Annotated in this window: 25 protein-coding genes; 14 read left to right on the top strand and 11 right to left on the bottom strand. The window is 67.5% G+C overall.

All coding sequences use genetic code 11. The annotated features are described in order from the left end of the window. Window positions 1–34 precede the first annotated feature (34 nt). On the bottom strand, window positions 35–1,225 hold the full coding sequence (gene glmU, locus ACMGFH_RS18740) for a bifunctional sugar-1-phosphate nucleotidylyltransferase/acetyltransferase (RefSeq protein ID WP_415380051.1): 1,191 nt from the start codon (window positions 1,223–1,225) through the stop codon (window positions 35–37). Between the two features lie 327 nt (window positions 1,226–1,552). Between glmU and ACMGFH_RS18735 the strand changes: the two genes are divergently transcribed. From ACMGFH_RS18735 to ACMGFH_RS18725, 3 genes are all read left to right on the top strand, one after another. After that, entirely contained in the window at window positions 1,553–3,592 is a 2,040-nt protein-coding gene (locus ACMGFH_RS18735) for a serine hydrolase domain-containing protein (protein ID WP_415380050.1), read from the top strand. A 196-nt stretch (window positions 3,593–3,788) separates the two neighbouring features. Then, entirely contained in the window at window positions 3,789–4,370 is a 582-nt protein-coding gene (locus tag ACMGFH_RS18730; RefSeq protein ID WP_415380048.1) for a flavodoxin domain-containing protein, read from the top strand. Then, on the top strand, window positions 4,367–5,245 hold the full coding sequence (locus tag ACMGFH_RS18725; protein ID WP_415380047.1) for a hypothetical protein: 879 nt from the start codon (window positions 4,367–4,369) through the stop codon (window positions 5,243–5,245). The genes ACMGFH_RS18730 and ACMGFH_RS18725 overlap by 4 nt, the downstream gene beginning before the upstream one ends. A gap of 108 nt (window positions 5,246–5,353) precedes the next feature. Here the strand turns inward: ACMGFH_RS18725 and ACMGFH_RS18720 are convergent, their stop codons facing one another. From ACMGFH_RS18720 to ACMGFH_RS18700, 5 genes are all read right to left on the bottom strand, one after another. Beyond that, window positions 5,354–5,743: a hypothetical protein gene (locus ACMGFH_RS18720; protein ID WP_415380045.1), complete on the bottom strand. Its 390-nt coding sequence runs from the start codon at window positions 5,741–5,743 to the stop codon at window positions 5,354–5,356. After that, window positions 5,736–6,203 (bottom strand): hypothetical protein, encoded by a 468-nt coding sequence (locus ACMGFH_RS18715; RefSeq protein ID WP_415380043.1) that lies wholly within the window; start codon window positions 6,201–6,203, stop codon window positions 5,736–5,738. The genes ACMGFH_RS18720 and ACMGFH_RS18715 overlap by 8 nt, the downstream gene beginning before the upstream one ends. A 131-nt stretch (window positions 6,204–6,334) precedes the next feature. Further along, window positions 6,335–6,628, bottom strand: coding sequence for a type II toxin-antitoxin system RelE family toxin (locus tag ACMGFH_RS18710; protein WP_415380041.1), 294 nt, complete (start codon window positions 6,626–6,628; stop codon window positions 6,335–6,337). After that, window positions 6,609–6,884 (bottom strand): ribbon-helix-helix domain-containing protein, encoded by a 276-nt coding sequence (locus ACMGFH_RS18705; RefSeq protein WP_415380039.1) that lies wholly within the window; start codon window positions 6,882–6,884, stop codon window positions 6,609–6,611. The genes ACMGFH_RS18710 and ACMGFH_RS18705 overlap by 20 nt, the downstream gene beginning before the upstream one ends. A 57-nt stretch (window positions 6,885–6,941) precedes the next feature. Beyond that, window positions 6,942–7,802 carry a CheF family chemotaxis protein gene (locus ACMGFH_RS18700; RefSeq protein WP_415380037.1) on the bottom strand — a complete coding sequence of 287 codons (861 nt, stop codon included), beginning with the start codon at window positions 7,800–7,802 and terminating at the stop codon, window positions 6,942–6,944. 170 nt (window positions 7,803–7,972) lie between these two features. On the opposite strand from ACMGFH_RS18700, the gene ACMGFH_RS18695 reads away from it, so the two are divergent. From ACMGFH_RS18695 to ACMGFH_RS18685, 3 genes are all read left to right on the top strand, one after another. Next, entirely contained in the window at window positions 7,973–9,058 is a 1,086-nt protein-coding gene (locus ACMGFH_RS18695) for a Gfo/Idh/MocA family protein (RefSeq protein WP_415380035.1), read from the top strand. Window positions 9,059–9,124: 66 nt separating this feature from the next. After that, window positions 9,125–9,346 carry a hypothetical protein gene (locus ACMGFH_RS18690; protein ID WP_415380033.1) on the top strand — a complete coding sequence of 74 codons (222 nt, stop codon included), beginning with the start codon at window positions 9,125–9,127 and terminating at the stop codon, window positions 9,344–9,346. Next, complete coding sequence (locus ACMGFH_RS18685; protein WP_415380031.1) at window positions 9,343–9,747, top strand: type II toxin-antitoxin system VapC family toxin; 405 nt, start codon at window positions 9,343–9,345, stop codon at window positions 9,745–9,747. Before ACMGFH_RS18690 ends, ACMGFH_RS18685 begins: the two co-directional genes overlap by 4 nt. Window positions 9,748–10,113: 366 nt before the next feature. Here ACMGFH_RS18685 and ACMGFH_RS18680 read toward each other — a convergent pair whose 3' ends face one another. Next, window positions 10,114–10,983, bottom strand: coding sequence for a CheF family chemotaxis protein (locus tag ACMGFH_RS18680; RefSeq protein WP_415380029.1), 870 nt, complete (start codon window positions 10,981–10,983; stop codon window positions 10,114–10,116). Between the two features lie 213 nt (window positions 10,984–11,196). Here ACMGFH_RS18680 and ACMGFH_RS18675 point away from each other — a divergent pair, with 213 nt between their 5' ends. Next, window positions 11,197–11,451, top strand: coding sequence for a hypothetical protein (locus ACMGFH_RS18675; protein WP_415380027.1), 255 nt, complete (start codon window positions 11,197–11,199; stop codon window positions 11,449–11,451). 129 nt (window positions 11,452–11,580) lie between these two features. On the opposite strand, the gene ACMGFH_RS18670 is transcribed toward ACMGFH_RS18675, so the two are convergent. Then, window positions 11,581–12,429 carry an undecaprenyl-diphosphate phosphatase gene (locus ACMGFH_RS18670; RefSeq protein ID WP_415380025.1) on the bottom strand — a complete coding sequence of 283 codons (849 nt, stop codon included), beginning with the start codon at window positions 12,427–12,429 and terminating at the stop codon, window positions 11,581–11,583. A 138-nt stretch (window positions 12,430–12,567) separates the two neighbouring features. On the opposite strand from ACMGFH_RS18670, the gene ACMGFH_RS18665 reads away from it, so the two are divergent. The 7 genes from ACMGFH_RS18665 to ACMGFH_RS18635 all read left to right on the top strand — a co-directional run bounded on the left by ACMGFH_RS18665 (window position 12,568) and on the right by ACMGFH_RS18635 (window position 17,484). Beyond that, window positions 12,568–12,840, top strand: a complete 273-nt coding sequence (locus tag ACMGFH_RS18665) for a hypothetical protein (protein ID WP_415380023.1) — start codon at window positions 12,568–12,570, stop codon at window positions 12,838–12,840. Between the two features lie 63 nt (window positions 12,841–12,903). Then, entirely contained in the window at window positions 12,904–13,170 is a 267-nt protein-coding gene (locus ACMGFH_RS18660; RefSeq protein ID WP_415380021.1) for an AbrB/MazE/SpoVT family DNA-binding domain-containing protein, read from the top strand. Beyond that, window positions 13,171–13,533 (top strand): type II toxin-antitoxin system PemK/MazF family toxin, encoded by a 363-nt coding sequence (locus ACMGFH_RS18655; RefSeq protein ID WP_415380019.1) that lies wholly within the window; start codon window positions 13,171–13,173, stop codon window positions 13,531–13,533. A 53-nt stretch (window positions 13,534–13,586) separates the two neighbouring features. Continuing rightward, window positions 13,587–14,987 carry a tRNA pseudouridine(54/55) synthase Pus10 gene (locus ACMGFH_RS18650; RefSeq protein WP_415380017.1) on the top strand — a complete coding sequence of 467 codons (1,401 nt, stop codon included), beginning with the start codon at window positions 13,587–13,589 and terminating at the stop codon, window positions 14,985–14,987. Between the two features lie 23 nt (window positions 14,988–15,010). Further along, window positions 15,011–16,024, top strand: coding sequence for a GDSL-type esterase/lipase family protein (locus tag ACMGFH_RS18645; RefSeq protein ID WP_415380015.1), 1,014 nt, complete (start codon window positions 15,011–15,013; stop codon window positions 16,022–16,024). Window positions 16,025–16,232: 208 nt separating this feature from the next. Continuing rightward, window positions 16,233–16,991, top strand: a complete 759-nt coding sequence (gene rnhB, locus ACMGFH_RS18640) for a ribonuclease HII (RefSeq protein ID WP_415380013.1) — start codon at window positions 16,233–16,235, stop codon at window positions 16,989–16,991. A 166-nt stretch (window positions 16,992–17,157) separates the two neighbouring features. After that, complete coding sequence (locus ACMGFH_RS18635) at window positions 17,158–17,484, top strand: DUF5783 family protein (RefSeq protein WP_415380011.1); 327 nt, start codon at window positions 17,158–17,160, stop codon at window positions 17,482–17,484. 39 nt (window positions 17,485–17,523) lie between these two features. Here ACMGFH_RS18635 and cutA read toward each other — a convergent pair whose 3' ends face one another. The 3 genes from cutA to secF all read right to left on the bottom strand — a co-directional run bounded on the left by cutA (window position 17,524) and on the right by secF (window position 20,463). Continuing rightward, window positions 17,524–17,832, bottom strand: coding sequence for a divalent-cation tolerance protein CutA (gene cutA, locus ACMGFH_RS18630; RefSeq protein ID WP_415380010.1), 309 nt, complete (start codon window positions 17,830–17,832; stop codon window positions 17,524–17,526). 184 nt (window positions 17,833–18,016) lie between these two features. Continuing rightward, a complete protein-coding gene (locus tag ACMGFH_RS18625; protein ID WP_415380008.1) occupies window positions 18,017–19,612 on the bottom strand; it encodes an MMPL family transporter in 1,596 nt (531 codons plus the stop codon). Next, complete coding sequence (gene secF / locus ACMGFH_RS18620; protein ID WP_415380006.1) at window positions 19,609–20,463, bottom strand: protein translocase subunit SecF; 855 nt, start codon at window positions 20,461–20,463, stop codon at window positions 19,609–19,611. The genes ACMGFH_RS18625 and secF overlap by 4 nt, the downstream gene beginning before the upstream one ends. Window positions 20,464–20,521 lie beyond the last annotated feature (58 nt).

The raw sequence follows: 20,521 nt of genomic DNA, 5'->3' as shown, positions 1-20,521 counted from the left end.
AGCTCCTCCCTGAGACAGTCGGTTCGCGATCCGCTCATCGCACCACCTCCGCGCCCTCGACAACGGTGCCGCTCGCGCGGACGCTCGTCCCGATGTGGGCGCGCGGACCGACCAGCGTGCCCGGGGCGAAGCTCGCGTCGCCCTCGGCGGTCACGCGGTCGGCGATGACGGCGCCCAGGCGCTGGTCCTCGAACACCGTGCGGTCGACGCGCACGTCGGCCGGTCCACCGGGAACGACCGTCCCGGCGCCGAGCGTCACGTCCTGTCCGGTCACCGCGTCGATGAGCGTCGATCCGGACTCGACGCGAGTGTCGGTGTCCAGGACCGAGTTGCGGACCGTCGCGTTCGAGCCGACGGTGACGTTCTGCCCGAGCGCCGCGTTCGGTCCGACAACGGTGCCGGGCCCGATCTCACAGTCGGGACCGATGACGACGGGCCCCTCGATAATCGCCGCGTCGTGGACGTTCGCGGCGGGGTCGACCCAGACGCCGTCACCGCGGGCGGGCTCGTCGACGTGGCCGCGCGCGAGCACCTCGTCGGCCACGGTGAGGAGGTCCCAGGGGTAGGTCGCGTCGACCCACATCCCCTCGGTGCGCACACCGCGGACTCGGCCGTCGTCCATCAGCCGCCCGATGGTGTCGGTCAGGGCGAGTTCGCCGTCCGAGCGGTCGGTCTCGTCGATGGCCTCGAACACCGACTGCTCGAAGGCGTAGACGCCGGCGTTGATGAGCCGGTACTCGTCGGTGTCCGGTTTCTCGACGAGTTCGGCCACGTCGCCCTCGTGGAGGACGACCGCGCCGTACTGGCTCGTCTCCGGCCGTTCGAGGACGGCCATCGACGGCTCGCCGCTCCGTTCGAACTCGCGGGCCACGTCGCGGACGATGTTGGCGTCGATGACGCGGTCGCCGTTGACCGCGAGGGTCGGGCCGTCGACGGCCTCGCGGGCCTGCAGGAGGGCGTGCCCGCTACCGAGTTGCTTGTGCTGGGTGACGTACGTCAGGTCGACGCCCTTGTACGTCGGGCCGAAGTGGTCGCGGACGCGGTCGCGTTTGTACCCCACGACGACGACGATCTGGCGCACGTCGGCCGCGACCAGCGCGTCGAAGACGTACTCCAGGATGGGCCGGTTAGCCGCCGGCAACATCGGCTTGGGCCGGTTGCGGGTCAGCGGACGCAAGCGCGTGCCCTCACCGGCCGCGAGGACCACCGCAGTGTCGATGCTCATACGTGTTCGTCGTCGCCAGCCACTTTCAACTTTCTGGGGGCGAGTTCTGACACGCGTTGAACGCTGTCCGGGACGCTGTGAAAATAGCAAAGACGAGTCGGTCCAGCGCTTCTGACGCGGGACAGCCGGCGAGCGAACGACGGAGCCTGCGACGAGTTCAACGGGCCCACTAGCGGAGTTCGCTGAATTGAGGCGCGCCCTCGATCACCGTCCTCGCACTGGACAGGCGGTCCGGGCTTTCGTGCGCACGTGATAGATATTTGGCTGCAACGGGCGTGTCCGTTGGACGTGACGACTCCGTCCTTGCGTCCCAACGGACGCGCGCCCGTGTCGAGCGCGTCCACCTGGAGCCGTCGAGCGGTCCTCGGCGGCCTCGCGGCTGCCGGCGCCACGGCCGCGACGCCGAGGGGACGAGGGGAACCCAACGCAGAGCGGCGAGAGAGCCCGCAAGAGGCCGACGGCCCACTCGCGGACACCGGCGCGTTCGAGTCGTTTCTCGACGGCGTGATGGAGTCGCAGCTGGAGGCCCACTCCATCGCCGGGGCGACCGTGTCCGTCGTCGACGGCGACGAGACGTTCGCGAAGGGATACGGTTACGCCGACGTGGAGAACCGGGAGGCGGTTCGCGCCGACGAAACCCTCTTTCGCGTCGGCTCAGTCTCGAAGCTGTTCGCGTGGACGGCCGCGATGCAAGCCGTCGAGCGCGGGGACCTCGCGGTCGACACCGACGTGAATCAGTACCTCGACGCCGTCGAGATCCCCGACACGTACCCGGAGCCGATCACGCTCGGTCACCTCGCGACGCACACGCCGGGGTTCGAAGACCGCTTCCGCGGGACGTTCGTCCCCGGCCGCGACGACGTGCGACCGCTCGAGACCGTCCTCCGGGAGGAACAACCTGCTCGTGTGCGTCCGCCCGGGGAGCACGCCGCGTACTCGAACTACGGGACGGCGATCGCGGGCCACCTCGCGGCCGAGACGGCCGGCGAGCCGTTCGAGACGCACGTTCGGGAGTCGATCTTCGACCCGCTGGGGATGGACCGGAGCACGTTCGCCCAGCCCGTTCCCGAGGGCCTCCGAGACGACCTCTCGAAGGGGTACGCTCCCGCCGGCGGCGGGTTCGAAAGCCGCGAGTTCGAGTACGTGGGCATCCCGCCGACCGGTGCGATGAGCGCGACCGCCACGGACATGGCGACGTTCGTGCGCGCGCACCTCGGGGACGGCGCGACGAGCGACGGGCGGATCCTGGAACCGGCGTCGACGTCGGCGATGCACCGCCAGCGGTTCACGCACGACGACCGGCTGAACGGGATGTGCTTCGGGTTCTACGAGGTGAGCCGAAATGGCGTCCGCGCGGTCGGTCACGGCGGCGACACGGCGCTGTTCCACAGCCTCCTCTTCTTGCTCCCCGAGCGCGACGTGGGCGCCTTCGTCTCGTACAACAGCCCCGGTGGGCTGACGGCGCGGCGCGAGTTCCTCGACGCGTTCTTCGACCAGTTCTACCCCGCCGACGGGACGGCCCCCACCGAGCCTGTCGACGAGACGCCCCCTACCGAATCGGCCGACGAAACGACCACGACCGAGTCGGCTGCGGAGACGACCTCGATGAGATCGGACGGCCGGCCGACCCGAGCGGCTGACGTGACCGGGACCTACCGCTCGCTCAGGATGCCGTACACGACCTCCGAGAAGATCGTCGGCGCCACTGACACCGTAGACGTCTCCGTCGACGACGAGGGGCGACTCGTCACGTCCCCGCTCGGCGGCGAAACGACGCGCTGGGTGGAACGAGACCCCCTGTACTTCGAGGAAGTCGGTGGTCCCGACGCGATCGCCTTCGGCGAGACCGACGGCGAGATTAGCCACCTGTTCTTCGACAGCAGGCCGCCGACCGCGTACGGTCGCATCCCGCCGCGGGAACGGACGCTGGCTCACGTGGCCGCGCTCGCCGTCTCGATTCTCGTCTTCCTGACGGCGCTTTTCGGCTGGCCGGCCGCGGCAGTCTGGCGTCAGATACGCGGCCGCGCTGGTCCCGTCACCGCGCATCCGCGCGGCTCGCGGGCCGCCCGCTTGGTCGCCGGGCTGGCAGCCGGCGGCTTCACGGCGTTCCTCGCCGTCTTCCTGACGCTCCTGGTGTCGAACCCGTTGGCGCTCTTCGGCGGCGACCCGCTCCTGCCGCGAGCGCTCCTGGCCGTGGCGGCCGTCGGCGCCCTCGCCACGCTCGCGACCGCCGCGTTCACCACGCTGGCGTGGCGCGACGGGTACTGGAGCCGCTGGCACCGGGTCCACTACTCGCTCGTCGCGCTCGCCGCCGCAGTCACGACCCTCGTGCTCGCGTACTGGAACCTGCTGTGGTACCAGGCGTGACCCGAGCGACGCCCGCGGTGTCCGCGGTCCCCGCTGTGCGGTATCCGAATGGGCCGGCCACGCTCCAGAGGGACGACCGAGCGCCGGCGCTCGAAACGGACCGACGCCGGAACGCGGGGCTGACGGTGGGATTCGGCACTGACGCCGGGGAGTCGCGCCGCCGGCATTTATCCTGTTGGCGGGCCAATTGATCCCGATGAGTTCGTTCATCGTCGCATACGGAACCGGTGAGGGCCAGACAGCCAAGGTGGCGGACCGGATCGTCGCCGCGCTCGCGGACCGCGGTCACGACGCGACGTCGGTGAACGTCTCCGAGGACGGAAGCGACGTCGCCGTCGAGGACTACGACGCCGTGCTCGTCGGGGCCTCAGTCCACGCCGGGAAACACCAGGAGGCGGTCGTGGACTTCGTGAGCGACAACCGCGAGGCGCTCTCGGCGCGACCGACGGCGTTCTTCCAAGTCTCGCTGTCCTCGGCGACCGAGGAGGGTGTGGATCAGGCCGCGGACTACGTCGAGTCGTTTCTCTCGGAGACGGAGTGGAACCCCGACCGGATCGCGCAGTTCGGCGGCGCGCTGCGGTTCTCGGAGTACGGCTTCCTCATGCGGTTCATGATGAAACAGATCGTCAAACGGACGATGTCGGATGTCGATACGTCGCGGGACACCGAGTTCACCGACTGGGACGCGGTCGAGAACTTCGCCAACGACGTCGCCGCGTTCGTCGAGGGGCGCCTCGGCGTCCCCGCACCGGCGAGCGACGAGACGGAGCGTCGATGAACGCCGAGGACCGACCGGTCCCGCGGCCCTACGTCGCCACGTCGGTCGCTACCGGAGTGCTGACGGTCATCGCGACGGCCGTCGGGCTGTTCGTCCCCGGGTTCTACCGCGACGCACCGGTGTTGCTCCCACAGGTCTACGGGCAAGACCTGCTGACCCTCGCCGTCGCGGTGCCCGCGTTCGTCGTCTCGCTGTTCTACGCGACCCGCGGGTCGCTCCGCGGGTACGTGATGTGGCTCGGCGTCACCGGCTACCTGCTGTACACCTACGCGTCGTACGCGTTCATGACCGCGTTCAACGAGCTCTACCTGGTCTACGTCGCCCTGCTGTGGCTGACGCTGTTCACCTTCGTCGGCGGGATGGTCCGCCTCGACGCCGTGGCACTGAAACGCGCCGTCGGGGACGGACCGGTCCGGTCGTACGTCGCGTTCCAAGCGCTGCTCGTCGCCCTCGTCGGGGTCCTCTGGTTGTCCGAGATCGTCCCCGCCAGCGTCGCCGGGACCGTTCCCGAGAGCGTCGCCGACGCCGGACTGCCCACCTCGGTCATCTACTCGCTCGATCTGGGGGTCGTCCTCCCCGCCTTCGCGCTCTCAGCCTATCTGCTCCGGCAACGACGACCGTGGGGGTACGCGTTCACGGCCGTGCTCCTCGTGAAAGCGGCGACGCTCGGCGGCGCGGTGCTCTCGATGATCTGGTTCATGGCCGCCGACGGGCAGCCGGTGGTACTCCCGCAGGTCGTGATATTCGGATTGCTAACGCTCCTGAGCGTCGGCCTGATGGCGCGACTGCTCCTGTCCATCGAGCGGTCTCGAACGGTCGACCATTCCCCCAAGAGCGATGGGCCGCCGACGGAGGAACGGTCGAGCGGCGGTTGAGTGCTTCGACGACCACAGCCGCCGTGCGAGCGCCGATAGCGGTCGGAACCGGCTCGTGGCACCGTCCGCGTCCGCAGTTCGATCGGCGGCACCGCCGCCTCTGGTCGTTCACCCGACCGCGAGTACGTACGCGACGAGGGCGAGGTTGATGAGCACGCCGACGGCGCCCTTCTCGACGAGCAGGTCGAACTCCCCGTCCCAGAGCGCGACGATGACCGCCGTCGAGACCAACGCCGACCCGACGAGAACCGGTCGCCACCACGGTCGGTCGAGCGCGACGCCGACGCCGGCCGCGACGAAGCCCAGCGCGACGAGCACGTACGAGACGCTCCCGAGTGCCAGGACCGTCTCTCGGGGCAGGACCGACGATAGCAGCCACGAGTGGCCGGTCCAGCCCATCTGTTCCTCGACCTCGACCCACCCCTGGCTCAGCACGACGTACCAGCCGTGGACCACGCCGTGGAGGACGAGGAACACCGCGGCGGCCAGTCTAAGCATCGCGCTCCCCGACCGGGCGCAGGTACTCGCGGACCGACGGTCGCGTGGCGAGCGCGACCAGCGCGGCACCGAGGCCGCCGTAGATCGCGTGGAGCGGATGGAGCCGGCGCAGGAACGCCACTTCGGCAAGTATCCAGCCCACCTGCGCGACCCCGAGTCCCACAGCGGCGACCCACGCCCAGGTGCGCCGGCGGACGATCCCGTAGAGGACGGCCACCGAACCGAGCCCGAAGACGCCGAACAGGGTGAGCCCCGGCACGAAGTAGTCCGGGAACGGCGTCCCGTCGAGCCACTCGTTCGGAAGGCCGAGCGGGTCGCTCCGGGGACGCCGCAGCAGCGCGATGCCGCCCACGACGGCGCTGACGCCCAGCGCGACGCACCCGAACACGTACAGCGCGAGCGCTCGCGGGACCTCGGTAGCGGTGCTTTCCGCCCGGTGACCGCGGAGTGGTGTCTCCATGCACGTCTCTTGGTGTGCGACGAGGATAGTCCCGCGGGGAATTCCCGTCGCGGGTGAATCGCAAGCACACTCGTCGACGAACCACCCGGTCCCGCCGCAGCGTGAGAACTCGATCAGTCAGGTCTGCACTGTTAGTCGTCGCCTTTGTACGCACCCTCTCGCTTTCGGACGCTCTCGACGCGAAGCGTCATTGTCTCGTGGTGCAGGCGACAGCCCAGCCGATAGCCGCCGACACGAAGTTTCTGATACGGTGAGCCCGTCAACGGTTCGAGAAACTCACCCGGCTGGCGCCACTCGGACGCGACCACCTCGTCGAGTTTGTCCATAATCCGCTCCTGGGTGCCCGCGTCTAGCTGTGCGAACTGCGACTCTCCGCGCGGGGAGAACTTCCAGTCCCACGTGTCGTCACTCGGCGTCTGTCCCATACTTTTCCCGCATCTCGTCGCTCGAAACTCCCTCCCCCTCGTCGAACTGCGCCTCACTGATTGCGAGGTCCTTCCACACGCCGGCGCCTTCGGGATGGTTCACGGAATCGCGAAGCGCGTAGCGGATGAACTCGCTCCGGCTATTGAATCCGCGTTCGCGCCACGTCTCGTCGACCACGTCGAGAAACGACCGAGCGATCCGGAGGTTGATCCGGTCGATCTCGGGGTCACTATCGTCCGAACCCGTTTTCGACATACACACGTACGTCGGGAACGCACACACAAAAACGCTACTGCCCGGTTGACCCCGCGGTCACTGCTCGCCCATCGTGTCGCCGGCCACGGACCGCCCCCGAGCGGTCATCTCGACCTCGGTGCGATCGCGGACGACCTCGATGACGTCGAGTTCGATGAGTCGGTCGAATATCTCCTCGATGTCTTCGACCTCGCTCCCGACGAACTCGGGGATCTCGAACGGCGAAACGCCGGAGTGGAGTGCCATGACGACCTGCTCCTCGACCGGTCCCAGGTCGATGTCCGCGCGGTTGCGCTCGACGCCCTCTTCGAGCACCTGCCGGAGGACCGAGAGGTCGTATTCGTCGCCGGTGACGTGGGTCTCGACGCTGATCTCGCCCTCGCTGTGTTCGACCTCGATGACGGGGCGCTCCTCGCCGGCCGCCTGTCGCTCGTCGTGCTCGACCTCGCCGATGTCGTTTCGCTCGATGACGACCCGGTCGCCGTTCGCGAGCGCCAGCCGGACGTCCTCGTCGGTGATTCGGATGCGGGCTTTCGTCCAGTCGGTGCCCTGAACGACCCCGCCCTCGACGGCCGGGTGGTCGACGTAGAGGATCTCGCCGTCGAGACAGGCGTGGTAGAAGTCGGTCTCGAACTCGTCGTGTTCGGCCGCGGAGACGAGGACGACGTCGTCGCCGACGGAGAGGCCGAGGTAGCTGGCGACGCCGGCGGCGCGCTGGTTGACGTCGGCGCGGACGCCGATCTCGTCGACGTCGGCGAGCGGGATCGTGAGTTTGCCCTCGGAGACGAGGACCAGCCGCTCCGTCGTCAGGACGATCCGACACGACTCCCAGGTCGCGTCGTCGCGCTGGTGACCGCTCGCGACGGCCCGCATGTACCGGCCCTGCACGTCGGTCACCTTCTTCTCTGAGTTGCTCATTCTCGGGATCGATCGCGCTGTCGGAGCTACCCCGGCGCCCGCAATAGGAGTTGCGGGCCGATTATCGGTCGCCGAAATCGGCCGCGCGCTCGCGACCGGACCGCCGCGCGACCCGATCGACCACTTCCGGCTCCAAAGCACTCATTTCCCGCGAGGGCGAGTGAACGCGTATGAGCGACGGACTCGACCCGGTGCGTCTCGGCGTCGTCGGACTCGGCTTCATGGGGCAGACCCACGCGACAAACGCGGTGGATCTCGGCCACGAGGTGGTCGCCGGCACCGACGTCGTCGCCGACAGCCGCGACGAGTTCGCCCGGTCGTACGACGCGACGACCTACGCGGACGCCGCGGAGATGTACGATTCGGAGTCCCTCGACGCGGTCGTCGTCTCGACGCCGAACGCGTTCCACGAGGAGGCCGTCGTCGGCGCGCTCGAACGCGGCTACGACGTGCTCTGCGAGAAACCGCTCGCCGACGACCTGGCGGCCGCCGAACGCATCGCCGCGGCCGCCCGCGAGTCAGACGGGTTCTGCGCCGTGAACTTCCACAACCGGATCGCGACCGCCGCGGAGGTGTTCCGTGGGTACCGCGAGGAGGGTCGCTTCGGCGACATCACGCACGTCCAGGCTAACTACGTCCGCTCGCGGGGCATCCCCGGCGTGGGGTCGTGGTTCACGAACGAGGAGCTGTCGGGCGGCGGCGCGGTCGTCGACATCGGCGTCCACGCCATCGACTTCGCGCTCTATTTGATGGACTTCCCACCCGTCGAGGAAGTGTTCGCCGTCACCCGGACCGAGTTCGGCGAGCGCGACGACTACGCCGACCCCGGCGACTGGTACGACGCCACCGAGGAGGCCGTCTTCGACGTCGAGGACTCCGCGACGGCGATGATCCGCTGTGCGGGCGACCGGACGATCTCCCTGGAAGTCGCCTGGGCGGCCAACCAGACCGAGACCCAGGAGTTCGTCGTCCGCGGGACCGACGCCGGCGCGCGCCTCGACCTGGGCGGCGAGGAGCTGTCGCTGATCGAGGCCGGCCGCCAGGGCACCGACCACGTCGTGGAGTCCGAACTGACCCACGGATCGCTCGACAACACCGGGTGGAAAGGCAGCGACGAGCGCTTCTTCGACGCGGTCGCCAGCGGCGAGCCGCCCGAAGGAAACACGGTCGAGCGCGCGCTGACCGTCCAGCGCGTCATGGACGGGATCTACCGATCGGCCGAGGCGGGAACGTGTGTTAGCGTCGACGATGAGTGAGTGTGCTGTAGCGTTGAACGCGGCGAAACACATACGAGTTCCCATCTCGAATACACCGAATACACCATGAGTTCGTCAATTCGAATCTCCAACGAGACGAAACGGAAGCTCGAACTGGTGAAACGAGAAGACGAGACATATGACGAGTTGCTCGCCCGGCTGGCAACGACAGAGAAAGACATCGACGAACGGGGTGGATTCGCTGACGACAGCGTCGTCGAGGACATGGCCCACGCTCGTGAAGATCTGAACGAATCGCTGAAGGACCGTTCGGATCGGCAGCAATGATCTGCCTGGATAACGATATTTTTAGCCGCTATGCATCCGAAAGGTCGTACCCCTCCGTCGATCAATACCTCGCAGACCACGCTGGCGACGCGTGGATTCTCCCAGCGATGGTTCTATTCGAATATCTCAAACGATATGACTCCCACAGTACGATCCAAACACATCGGCTCAACGCAGAACAATCAGTGGACGGTATTGCAGATCTGAACACTGACGTTGCGATGGAAGCGGCGAACCTCCAAGCGAGGCTCGCAATGGCAGACACCAGTTTGGATCTCGCCGACTTGCTCATCGCTGCGACTGCGAGAGAATATGGCGCGACGCTGGTGACAGCGAATAAAAACGATTTCGACAAACAGCCGATTCGCGAACTATTGGATGTCGATATCGTAGAAGTGTAACGTGGACTACCGGCTGTCTTATGTTGCGGAACAGTCGCTACAACCTCGCCCTTCAGGGCGGGGATACAGCGCCGTCATCGCTAGATTTACACGGGCACAGACCGTCTGTGATACCAACCGAGGCGGTCTACCCACCCGATGGAATGAGACAGTATCGGGAGGTCCATTCGGTCGTTCGACGGTATCCCGTCGAGGTGACCGCTGTGGATACCGTCAGAAAACAAGCAAGGTACTCCCGAATCCCCCGAGGATAGGGATAACGGGGGCGTGGCACTCCCTGTATCACGACGGGATGTAAACCCGAGAGTCCCAACTCAGCAGGGACTGTCCTTGTGGGAAGCCCCGTCCTTTAGGGCGGGGAGGATGTCACTGCTCGCTCATCGCTTCGCTCGCCAGGTTGCGGCCGTGGGCGTTCAGCGACACCTCGGTCCGGACGCGGACCTCGTCGACGGCGTCCATCTCCAGGAGCTTCTGGTAAATCTCCTCGACTTCGTCGACGCTGATGCCGACGAAGTCGGCCATCTCGAACGGGGAGACGCCCGAGTACAGCGCCATCAGGACCTGGTTCTCGACGTCGGTGAGTTCGTACTCCTCGCTCTGGCGGTCGGAGACGACGGCCTCGAAGAGGTGGACGAGCGCGCGGCAGTGAGCCTCGGTGCCGGAGAAATGCGTCTCGACGCTGCGACCTTCCTCGTCGGTGTGTTCGAGTTGGACGACCTGACGCTGGGCCCCCATGACTCCCTGACTCCCCGTCTCCACGGTCCCGACGTCGTCGACCGCGAACGAGGTCGTCTGCCCGCCGGGGAGCGCGAGTTTGACCCGGTCGTCGGCGAATCGGAAGCGGGCCTTCGACCACTCGGTGTCCTGGACGACGCCGCCCACAATGGCGGGGTGTTTGACGAGGATGACCTCGGCGTCCAATGCGGCGCGGCAGTACTCGCGGTCGAACGCTTCTACGTCCGGGGCGTCGACCAGGAGGACGTGCTCGCCGGCGCGGATGGCGGTCGCACCCTCGGCCGGGAAGCCCTCGGGGACGACGCCGTCGATATCGTCGACGAGTGCGAGCGCGCTGTGCGGGAACGACTTGTTGCCGTCGGTGCCCGCGAGGACGAGGCGCTTGCTGGTGAGAACCAGCCGCGAGGAGCGCCAGCGCGGCTCGTCGACCGGCTGGCCGTCCCGGACCACGAACGCGTAGTCCCCCGACGTGTCCACGAGTTTGGTCTCGTCCCCGCTCATTCCGTGACTATCGGAAGTTGACGGCGCGATGCATATAAATTCGTCTGGGCGAGCCCGGGGACGACGCGCGGTGAGCGGTTCGAGACCGACTGTCGACGGTCCACCGTACACATTATATCACCTCGCTTACCGGACTGCGTTTCAGTATCTCTGCCTACAGAAATGTATTTCAGATTATGCTTATGGGGAGACGGGCCCTACGACTAGATAGAGATGAGACAGCTATCACGCGGTTCGGCTGCGGTATCGGCTCCCCTCGCGTCCCACGGCCTCGGTCGGGTGCTCGCGACGAGTCTGGTCGCGGTGCTGGCGACGGTCGCGCTGGTCGCGCTCGTCGCACAGCCCGCACTCGTCGTCGGCCTTGCGGTGGTCGCACTCGTCGTCCGAGCGCGACGGGTCGTCACGGTCCCGCTCTCGCGGCGGGCCCACGAGCGACTGGCCGTCGAGCACCGACCGTCGGCGAAGTGACGCGAGCGAATCGAGCGAACGAACCAACGCCCACAAACTGACGCGGACGAACTGACGGCCCTCTGACTTCCCTTTCGGCCCTCCACACGCCCCCGACGGCGGCGCCCGACGCGGACGGCGTCGCCCGACCTACGCGAACGCGAGCCATCCGTTTTCGACGGCGACGAGCAGTCCGCCACCGAATATCGCGAGCGCGCCGAACCCGACGCAGACGCCCCAGAAGGCGACGCGGCGGACGAGCGCGACGAGCGCGCCCACGGTGACGTAGCCCACGACCGCGCTGATGCAGAGCGCGAGCACCGCCTGCGGGACGGGGATGGTCGGCACGCCGTCGTCGAGGACGACGAGCAGGCCCGCGCCCAGCGAGGCGGGGATGGAGAGGAGGAAGGAGAGTTGCAACGCCCGCTCGCCCTCGTGGCCGCGCAGCAGGAGCGCGCTGACCGTCGTTCCCGACCGGGAGACGCCGGGGAGCAGGGCGAGGCCCTGACAGAGACCGACGACGACGGCGTCGACGGCGTCTGGCGTGTCGCGCTCGCCGAGGCCCCAGCGGTCGGCCGCCCGCTGGACGAGTCCCGTCCCGACCAGGAGCACGCCGATGGCGGCGACGAACGCGCCGCCGGCGAGTTCCGACCCGACCTCCGAGAGCGCGGCGTAGATAGAGAGGCCGACGACGCCCGAGACGAGCGTCGCGATGCCGTAGAACGTCAGATCGGCCCGGTCGGCGCCGAACGCGTCGCGGGGTCGCCAGGCGGGGACATCGCCGACGAGTCCGAACACGTCGTCGCGGTAGAACGCGAGCGCGGCGACGGACGTTCCGACGTGGAGGAAGAGCGCGAACTGCGTGGCGTCGAACGCCGACTCGCCGGTCGTGAGTGCGACGACAAGCGCGACGCCGCCCTCGCTCGACACCGGCAACCACTCCAGCACGCCCTGCACGAGACCGACAAGCAGCGCCAGCAGCGTCGCCTGCGTATCCATGGAAGTGAGGGCGGTGTTGTGGGGTAAAGGATATTCGGATCGGAGCGAGCGGCGTCACGGCTCCGTGCGAGCCGGTACTCCGACAGCGCTTCGCCAGTAGACGGCACGTTTATCGCTGCTACCCGCCTACTACTCGTGATGCAAACGGACCTCCCCGCCGAGCTCTGGGCCACGATGCTCGCCCTCCCGCGCTGGCAGGGCGTGGTCGTCGTGGTCAGTACCTCCCTGCTCTCGGCGTGGCTCATCCGGGTCGGCGGTGACGTCGCGATCAAGCGGATCACCCGCCGGATCCCCGGCGACGTCGACGCCGTGATCTTCCGCAGCGTCCACCCCGCGGTGTACGTCACGGTCGTCCTCGTCGGGAGCTACCCTTCAACAGTGAGAGAGTCCCGCCGTTCACGGCGGACGTGAATCGCGTAAACTCGGTTAAAACGGACCGGAATCCCTATGAGTATGAATACGATATGAATACGCATGTCGAGTGATGAACACCGGACAGTCGGTGAGCGCGGTCAGGTCACCCTTCCGAAGGATATCAGGGAACGGCTAGGCATCGAGGGCGGCGACAAAGTGATCGTGGAAGAAGATGACGGCCGCGTTGTCATCGAGAAGCCGGTTACCCGTGAAGAATTCGCGGAGGGATATCGGGCGAGTGCAGAACGCGCCCGCGAGGTTGCCAATGAGATGGCAGACATCTCCCGGGAGGCCGACGACTACCTCGGTGACGCACCCGACTGGTAAATGTCGGGACTACACGTTCGTCGTGGTGACATCGTAATTGTCGAACTCGACCCGACGCGAGGATCCGAACAGCGGGGGACCCGTCCGTGCCTCGTGGTTCAGAACGACGTGGGGAACGAGAACGCGCCGACGACGATCGTCGCTCCGTTCACCACGTCATATGGTAACCAGCGCTACCCGTTCGAAGTACTCGTGTCCGCAGACGAGTGCGCACTCCGCGAAGACTCGGTCGTTCTTTGCAGCCAACTTCGAACTGTCTCCATCGAAGAGCGGATCGCCGAGGTGATCGGTTCAATACCGGACGAGCAGGTCGACGAGGTCGACACCGCGCTCGAATACAGCCTCGGGCTTCGGGAAGTCTGACCACGGCCGACGCTTCGAAAGGGAATTACGACCCCGTCACCCACTGACTGCCAATGACTGACGACGTCCTCGATCTGGCCCGCCGCGCCGTCGAGACGGGGCCGCTCTGTGACCCCTGTCTCGGCCGGCTCGTCGCCGAGCGGAGCTTCGGCCTCACGAATCGCGAGCGCGGCCGGAGCCTCCGGGTCGCCGTCGCGCTCGCCGACGACCGCCCAGTCGCCGACCTCGAACCCGACGAGCCGTGCTGGGTCTGTGAGGGCGAGTCGACCGAACAGCGCGCCCAGGAGTGGGCCGAGCGCGCCGCCTACGCCGTCCGCGACTACGGCTTCGAGACCTTTCAGGTCGGGACGCGCGTCCCGCCGCTGTTCGAGGAGAACGACGCACTGTTGCGCGAGGACCTCGGGCTGGACGGCGACGCCGGCGAGGCGCTCAAGACCGAACTCAACCGCGAGGTGGGGAAACGGTTCGGCCGCGAGACCGACACCGAGGTGGAGTTCCAGCGCCCCGACGTGCAGGTCACGCTGAACCTCGGCGACGACACCGTCGACGCGCAGGTCAACTCCGCGTTCGTCTACGGCCGCTACCGCAAGCTCGAACGGGACATCCCGCAGACGAAGTGGCCCTGCTCCGACTGCAACGGCACCGGCCTGAATCGAGGCGAGATCTGCGAGGGCTGCGACGGGTCGGGCTACCGCTACGACGAGAGCGTCGAGCAGCTAACCGCGCCCGTCGTCGAGGAAGCGATGGACGGCGAGTCGGCGACCTTCCACGGCGCCGGCCGCGAGGACGTCGACGCGCTGATGCTGGAAGGTGGCCGCCCGTTCGTCATCGAGATCGAGGAGCCCCGCGAGCGGACCGTCGACGCCGCGGCGCTCCAGCCGGAGATCAACGACTTCGCCGACGGCAAGGTCGAGGTGCTCGACCTCCGGCAGGCGACCTACGAGATGGTCGAGCGCGTCAAGGAACTCGACGCCAGCAAGACCTACCGGATGGACGTCGAGTTCGAGGGCGACGTGGACGCCGCGGCCTTCGGGGAGGCGCTGGACGAACTGGAGGGGACCACGGTCGAACAGCGCACCCCTCAGCGCGTCGACCACCGCCGCGCCGACATCGAACGGACTCGCGACGTGTACGAGATCGAGGGCGAACTGGCCGACGAGCGCCACGCGACCGTGGAACTCCACGGCGAGGGCGGCCTCTACGTCAAGGAACTCGTCTCCAGCGACGACGGGCGCACGGAGCCGAGTCTGGCCGGTCTGCTCGGCGTCGACGCCGAGGTGACGGCACTCGACGTGCTCGACGTCCAGGGTGAGGACGAACCGTTCGCCAAACCGGAGTTCTTCCGCGACGGGGGCGAAGCGGGCGAGAGCGAGGGCGACGCAGGCGAGAACGAAGGCGAGGCGAGCGAGAGCGCCGAAGCGGACGAGGATGCCGCCACCGACGACGCCAAGTGAACCGGATCCGAGAGTGAAGGCGAATGAAGCTAGAGGAGTACCCGTCCGTCTCGCTGCATAACGTCGCCGAGACGGTGCCCGCCAAGTGGGCCGACGACGGCGACCGACTGCACAGACTCCCCGCCGACGTGGCCTCGCAGCTGAACGAGATGGCCGACGACCGCGTCCGTCACGCCACCGGGAGCGAGCTCCGGTTCGTTCCCGAGCGCGACGACGCCGAGATCGAGGTGACGCTCTCGGCCGCGGAATCGGGACAGGTCCGCGTCTTCTGGGGCGGGTTCCAGCCGTGGCAACCGACCGACATCGGGCCGGACCCGACGACGCTCACCCTCTCGGTCCCCGAGCGACTCCGGAAACTCGACGCCGACCTCGACGAGCGGTTCGACCCCCGCGTCTGTCGCATCCTCTTCGAGCGCACGCCGGCGGTCGCCGTCCACGACGTGACTGGCGACTGCCGCCCGCCCGAGCCCGACGAACTGCCCGACACGCGGTACCTCGCCTACGGCACGTCGATCACGGAGGGCGCCGCGTCGTCGGCGACGCACCTGAACTACGTCTCGCGGGCAGCCCGCGCGCTGGAGTGGGACGCGCTGAACGTCGGCTGTTCCGGGTCGGCGTACGCCGACCTGCCGATGGCCGACTACATCGCGAGCCGCGACGACTGGGACGTGGCCACGCTCGCGCTGTCGATCAACATGGCCAACCAGGACTTTTCCGTGTCCGAGTTCGAGGAGCGCGCCGAGGCGTTCGTTCAGACCATCGCCGACGCCCACCCGGACAAACCGATCGCCTGCATCACGCTGTTCCCGTTCTATCCGGACGTGATCGAGGGCGGCGACGCCGAGCGGGCCGAGGCGTTCCGCGCGGCGGTCCGGGAGATCGCCGCCGAGACCGACCACCCGGACCTATTCGTGATCGAGGGCACCGACCTCACGGACGTGTCGGGGTACTCCGCGGACATCCTACACCCGGGCGACGCCGGGATGGAAGAGATCGGCCGCAATCTCGCCAGCGAACTCGACGACCGGATCGACTGACGATGCCGCCGGCAGACCGCGGCGCCGATCAGACCGCGCGAGCGGCGCGGTCGCCAGTTTCTCCGTTTCCAAGACCCAGCAGCCGGGGCTACGTGGCCGCCCTGATCGTCGAAAACAGCCACTAGCGGCCCGGAGACGGCAGACGCGCGTCAGACGAACGGCGTCTCGACCGCGACAGCTTAAATACCAGCAGGCACAAGGCGCCGCCATGTACGAGTTCGGCGTCGACGAAGCCGGCAAGGGGCCGGTGCTGGGTTCGATGTTCGCGGCGGCGGTCACCGTCGACCCCGCCGACTTGCCCGACGACGTCGGCGACTCGAAGGGGATCGCCCCTCAGCGCCGCGAGGAACTCGCCGCGACCATCCGCGAAGTCGGCGCCGTCGGCGTCGCGGAGATCTCCGTCGACCGCATCGACGACGAGGAGACGGACATGAACTCACTGACCGTCGCCGCCCACGCCGAGGCGGTCGACGCGCTCGTCGACGCGGCCGACGCGCCGCTCGATCCCGACGACCCCCACTCGGGCTACGTCGACGCCGGCGACACCAACGCCGTCCGCTTCGAGCGCCGAGTCGAGGACGGCGCCGACGCCGCGGTCGACCTGCGTGCCGAACACGGCGCCGACGAGACCTACCCCGTTGTCGGCGCGGCGAGCATCGTCGCGAAGGTGGCCCGCGACGCCCACGTCGACGCCCTGGCCGACGAGTTCGGCGCCGTGGGGAGCGGCTACCCCGGCGACGGGACGACCCGCGAGTTCCTCGAATCCTACGTCGCCGAGCACGACGGCCTCCCGCCGTGTGCCCGCGAGTCCTGGCAGACCAGCAAGGACGTGCTCGCGGCCGCCTCGCAGTCCTCGCTGGGCGAGTTCCAGCCCGACGGTGGCCGCATCGGCGACGACGCGGGCGGCGAGACGGAAGTGCGCTCAGACGGCGGCAGCCACGAGCGGACGACGCTCGACGATTTCTAGACCATCTTTTTCGCCGGGAGGTCGCCGCAGGCGACCCCCCGACCAAAAACATGGGTGAAAAAGGCCGCTCGCGCTTCGCGCGAGCGGAGAACCGGGCCTCGCTTCGCTCGGCCCGGATACTCAAGACAACGAAGTCGTTTACCGGCGCGCAGTCGTGTTTCGGATTATGACGGCCTTCGACCCGGAGAAGTTCGAAGACAAGTACGTCCACTACATGGACGAGCTCCAGGCGGCGTACAAGAACGCCTACCAGCACTTCCACGGTCGGTACGACTCGACGCTGCTCAAGGCGATCGACCGCCAGGTGCTCGACGGGAGCGAACCGTTCTACGAGGGTGACGGGGAGTTCCGGGTCGAACTCCCCGAGAACCCGCGAGAGCGGGCAGGGGACCTCCCCGTCGACGACGAGACGTTCGACGCGGTTCTCCAGGAGTTCGTCGACCGGATCGAACTCGAACTGCGGCGCGTCTTCGAGTTCGACCCCGCCGAATAGCCGGGGAACAAACAGACAGGCCGGAGTCAGAGGCGGCCGTCACGCGGTCTGGTCGTCGATCCACGCCAGGAACTCGTCTCTCGCGTCGATCTCGGTGTGCGTGACGCCGGGCAACTCGTCGGGGTGGTCCCCGTCGATGAGTTCGTACAGCAGTTCCAGGTGGTCGGACGTCGTGAAGGCAGTGATCGTCCAGTACCGTCGTTCGTTCACCTCGCCGTCCCACCAGTAGTGGCTCGTCCCCGAGGACAGACGCGTCCCCGCGGCGATCCGTTCTTCGACGAGCGCCCGAGACAGTTCATTCGCGGCCGACTCGTCCGGGACGCCGATTCGAACGGCGAGATACGACATAGGCCTGCAGTCGCCTCTGCGGGGAAAATACCTGACGGCACGCGTCTCCTCGACGCGACCGTATCGACTATGGCGGCGGGCTCAGTTCGTCGACCGACTCGAACAGCGACTTCGTCTGCATCCGAGGAGAGCCGGACGGAGTGCGGATAGAAAGGAAACCGACGGCGAAAACGGAACCGGGTGGTCAGTCTCGCTGTTGCTCGCTGAGCATCAGGTTCCGCAGCACGTCACCGTAGGCCGGGCGGGTGACGAGCACGCCGATGAGGACGCCGACGATGGTGACGATAGCGAAGCCCTGCAGGTCCCCGAGCGAGAGGAAGGCCAGGGGGCTCATGGCGATGATAGTCGTCACCGCGGCGGCGCCGATAACCCAGAACGCCTTGCGGAAGCGGTTCTGGAACACCCTGCCGGTCGCGATCTCACCTTCGTTGAGGATTTCGTCGGCGATGATCAGCAGGTCGTCCACACCGGTCCCGATGACGGCGATGAACCCGGCGATGTACGAGAGGTTCAGCGGGAGGCCGATGGCCGCGGCGAACCCGAGCAGCAGGTACACCTCGGCGGCGGCCGTCGCGAGCATCGGGAGCGCGACGCGCGGGTTCTTGTAGCGCAGGAACACCATCCCGCTGACGGCGAGCCACGCGATGAGACCGGTCAGCAGCGCGTCCGACTTGAACCGGTCGCCGAGGCTCTGCTGGAGGAAGAGGACGGTCCCCTCGTCAACGGCGAGTTCGGTCGGCAGCGCGCCGGCGCGCAGGTTGACCTGCAGGCGCTGAGCCTCGTCCATCGACGTGGTCTGCATGAGGAACGTCGGCGCCTTCTCGAATTCGCCCGACTCGATGGACTCGGCGAGCCCCGGCGTCAGGGAGGCGGCGTAGACGACCTCGTCGTCGACGACGGTGTAGAGGCAGTAGCCCGCGTCGGACGGCTGCGAGTCATAGCGGCAGCGCTGACTGTTGATCGCCTCACTCGACGTGAACCCGAGGTCGACTAGCGACTGCGAGTAGTTCTGGCCGTCAGCCTCGGTCAGCGTCGCCGGAACGTGGGGGCTCCCGCTCTCGGTGGTGTCGGCGACGCCGATCTGCGAGCGTTCGAGTTGACGGTTCGTGAGCACCGTCTCGTTGCGGTACTCGGTGCCGTTGTCGCTCTGAACGGGGTAGTGGGCGACGATGCTGACCTCGCCCTGGTCGCCGATGAGATTCAGTACCTCCGTCGTGTTCGCGTTGGGCACGTCGACGACGACGTAGTGCTCGCCGGTGGCCGAGCGCTGGTCGGTCACGGTCCCGCCGCTCAGCCCGCCGCGGTTGATCTTCGCCTCGATGGTGTCGACTGTCTGTTCGCGCGTCTCGGCGGTGACACCCTGTCGGAACGTGGCCTCCTCGGTGTCGAGGCCCGCTGTCTGCAGGGCTGCACGGAACCGCTGCTCGCTGACGTTCTCTTCGAGGACTTCGACGGCGTCGCCGTTGCCCGTGTTCAGCCGGACGTTCACGTCGCCGCCGGTGACGTTCATCTCGGTCGCGACCGTCCCGCGGACGCTCGCGCGGTTGTCCTGGCCGATGTCGAGGTTCTCGGCCGTCGTCCCCACGAGCGGCGCACGAATACGCGACCCGCCGGCGAGTTCGAGGCCGTACTTGAGATTCGTCGGGTCTGTCGACGCGCCGACCGAGGAGCTGTTGTTCGCCCCCGCGGCCGGGTCGGCGGCCGGTGCGAACAGCGCCGCGGTCGACGCGAGGATGAACACGACGAGCATGATGATCCGCCAGTTCTCGCGCAGGTTCATCGGTTCACCCCCTCGAACTTGTACCAGCGAAGCAGGCTCAGGTTCATCATGTAGGTGTTCATCAGGTCGACGACCAGCCCGAAGACGAGCACGATCGCCAGATCCGGCAGCAGCGGGATCTTGAACAGCGACGAGACGATGTACATCACCGTCATCGCCGAGATGGAGGTGACGGTCATCGTCACACCGGTCTGCATCGCGCGATACGTGCTCTCGTAGAAGCTCCCCCGCCGCCGGAGGATGTGATTGTTCAAGAGGATGTCGGAGTCGACGGAGTACCCGATCAGCATCAGGAGCGCCGCGACCGACCCCAGCGAGAGCTTGATCCCGAAGAGGTTCATCAGCGCGAGCGGGATGATGATGTCGGAGAACGCCGAGAGGACGACCGCGATGGAGGGCACGAACGAACGGAACAGGACGAAGATGAGGATGCTCATCCCGACGAAGGCGACGGCGATGCCCCTGAGCGCGAGGCCCTGGGCGTCGGCCCCGAAGCTCGCCGACCGCGTCTGTATCGAGACGACCTCGTAGCCGGCCGACTCCGCCTGCGAGCGGATCGCGTCCGTGTCGGTCGACTGCGTGGCGACGACGTACTCGTTCGACCCCGCGACCGGCTGGACGCTGTCCTGGAAGTCCAGCGACTGTCGGACCTCCGTCTGCGACGCGTCGGTCGCTATCTGAATCTCGGTCCCCCCGGTGAACTCGATACCCGGTGTGACCGGCGCCCCGGTCATCAGGTACCACCCGGCGAGGACCAGCAACGCCAGTGCCAGCAGCGCGAGCGGAACGGCCGCGAGCTGGCGGTTTGAGTACCGGTCGTACTCCGGTTCCGGTACCACGAACTCGACCATGCCGGTGGGTGTGCGACGCCCGCCGATAAGCCTTCTCCATTCCGCTTCGGTGCTGCGC

This window comes from Halosimplex rarum (genome assembly GCF_047715405.1).
In the GTDB taxonomy this organism is placed as follows: Archaea; Halobacteriota; Halobacteria; order Halobacteriales; family Haloarculaceae; genus Halosimplex; species Halosimplex rarum.
Note: the sequence above shows the minus strand (reverse complement) of the source record. Positions and strands in the feature narration are given on the sequence as shown.

Excerpts from the sequence above, each read along its gene's own strand:
- ACMGFH_RS18685 (WP_415380031.1), top strand. The coding sequence starts at position 9,343 with ATGATCTGCCTGGATAACGATATTTTTAGCCGCTATGCATCCGAAAGG.
- ACMGFH_RS18710 (WP_415380041.1), bottom strand. The coding sequence starts at position 6,628 with ATGGGACAGACGCCGAGTGACGACACGTGGGACTGGAAGTTCTCCCCG.
- glmU (WP_415380051.1), bottom strand. The coding sequence starts at position 1,225 with ATGAGCATCGACACTGCGGTGGTCCTCGCGGCCGGTGAGGGCACGCGC.
- ACMGFH_RS18645 (WP_415380015.1), top strand. The coding sequence starts at position 15,011 with ATGAAGCTAGAGGAGTACCCGTCCGTCTCGCTGCATAACGTCGCCGAG.
- ACMGFH_RS18655 (WP_415380019.1), top strand. The coding sequence starts at position 13,171 with ATGTCGGGACTACACGTTCGTCGTGGTGACATCGTAATTGTCGAACTC.
- ACMGFH_RS18725 (WP_415380047.1), top strand. The coding sequence starts at position 4,367 with ATGAACGCCGAGGACCGACCGGTCCCGCGGCCCTACGTCGCCACGTCG.
- secF (WP_415380006.1), bottom strand. The coding sequence starts at position 20,463 with ATGGTCGAGTTCGTGGTACCGGAACCGGAGTACGACCGGTACTCAAAC.
- ACMGFH_RS18695 (WP_415380035.1), top strand. The coding sequence starts at position 7,973 with ATGAGCGACGGACTCGACCCGGTGCGTCTCGGCGTCGTCGGACTCGGC.
- ACMGFH_RS18700 (WP_415380037.1), bottom strand. The coding sequence starts at position 7,802 with ATGAGCAACTCAGAGAAGAAGGTGACCGACGTGCAGGGCCGGTACATG.
- ACMGFH_RS18730 (WP_415380048.1), top strand. The coding sequence starts at position 3,789 with ATGAGTTCGTTCATCGTCGCATACGGAACCGGTGAGGGCCAGACAGCC.
- ACMGFH_RS18680 (WP_415380029.1), bottom strand. The coding sequence starts at position 10,983 with ATGAGCGGGGACGAGACCAAACTCGTGGACACGTCGGGGGACTACGCG.
- ACMGFH_RS18690 (WP_415380033.1), top strand. The coding sequence starts at position 9,125 with ATGAGTTCGTCAATTCGAATCTCCAACGAGACGAAACGGAAGCTCGAA.
- ACMGFH_RS18705 (WP_415380039.1), bottom strand. The coding sequence starts at position 6,884 with ATGTCGAAAACGGGTTCGGACGATAGTGACCCCGAGATCGACCGGATC.
- ACMGFH_RS18635 (WP_415380011.1), top strand. The coding sequence starts at position 17,158 with ATGACGGCCTTCGACCCGGAGAAGTTCGAAGACAAGTACGTCCACTAC.
- ACMGFH_RS18675 (WP_415380027.1), top strand. The coding sequence starts at position 11,197 with ATGAGACAGCTATCACGCGGTTCGGCTGCGGTATCGGCTCCCCTCGCG.
- rnhB (WP_415380013.1), top strand. The coding sequence starts at position 16,233 with ATGTACGAGTTCGGCGTCGACGAAGCCGGCAAGGGGCCGGTGCTGGGT.
- cutA (WP_415380010.1), bottom strand. The coding sequence starts at position 17,832 with ATGTCGTATCTCGCCGTTCGAATCGGCGTCCCGGACGAGTCGGCCGCG.
- ACMGFH_RS18665 (WP_415380023.1), top strand. The coding sequence starts at position 12,568 with ATGCAAACGGACCTCCCCGCCGAGCTCTGGGCCACGATGCTCGCCCTC.
- ACMGFH_RS18625 (WP_415380008.1), bottom strand. The coding sequence starts at position 19,612 with ATGAACCTGCGCGAGAACTGGCGGATCATCATGCTCGTCGTGTTCATC.
- ACMGFH_RS18650 (WP_415380017.1), top strand. The coding sequence starts at position 13,587 with ATGACTGACGACGTCCTCGATCTGGCCCGCCGCGCCGTCGAGACGGGG.
- ACMGFH_RS18660 (WP_415380021.1), top strand. The coding sequence starts at position 12,904 with ATGTCGAGTGATGAACACCGGACAGTCGGTGAGCGCGGTCAGGTCACC.
- ACMGFH_RS18670 (WP_415380025.1), bottom strand. The coding sequence starts at position 12,429 with ATGGATACGCAGGCGACGCTGCTGGCGCTGCTTGTCGGTCTCGTGCAG.
- ACMGFH_RS18715 (WP_415380043.1), bottom strand. The coding sequence starts at position 6,203 with ATGGAGACACCACTCCGCGGTCACCGGGCGGAAAGCACCGCTACCGAG.
- ACMGFH_RS18720 (WP_415380045.1), bottom strand. The coding sequence starts at position 5,743 with ATGCTTAGACTGGCCGCCGCGGTGTTCCTCGTCCTCCACGGCGTGGTC.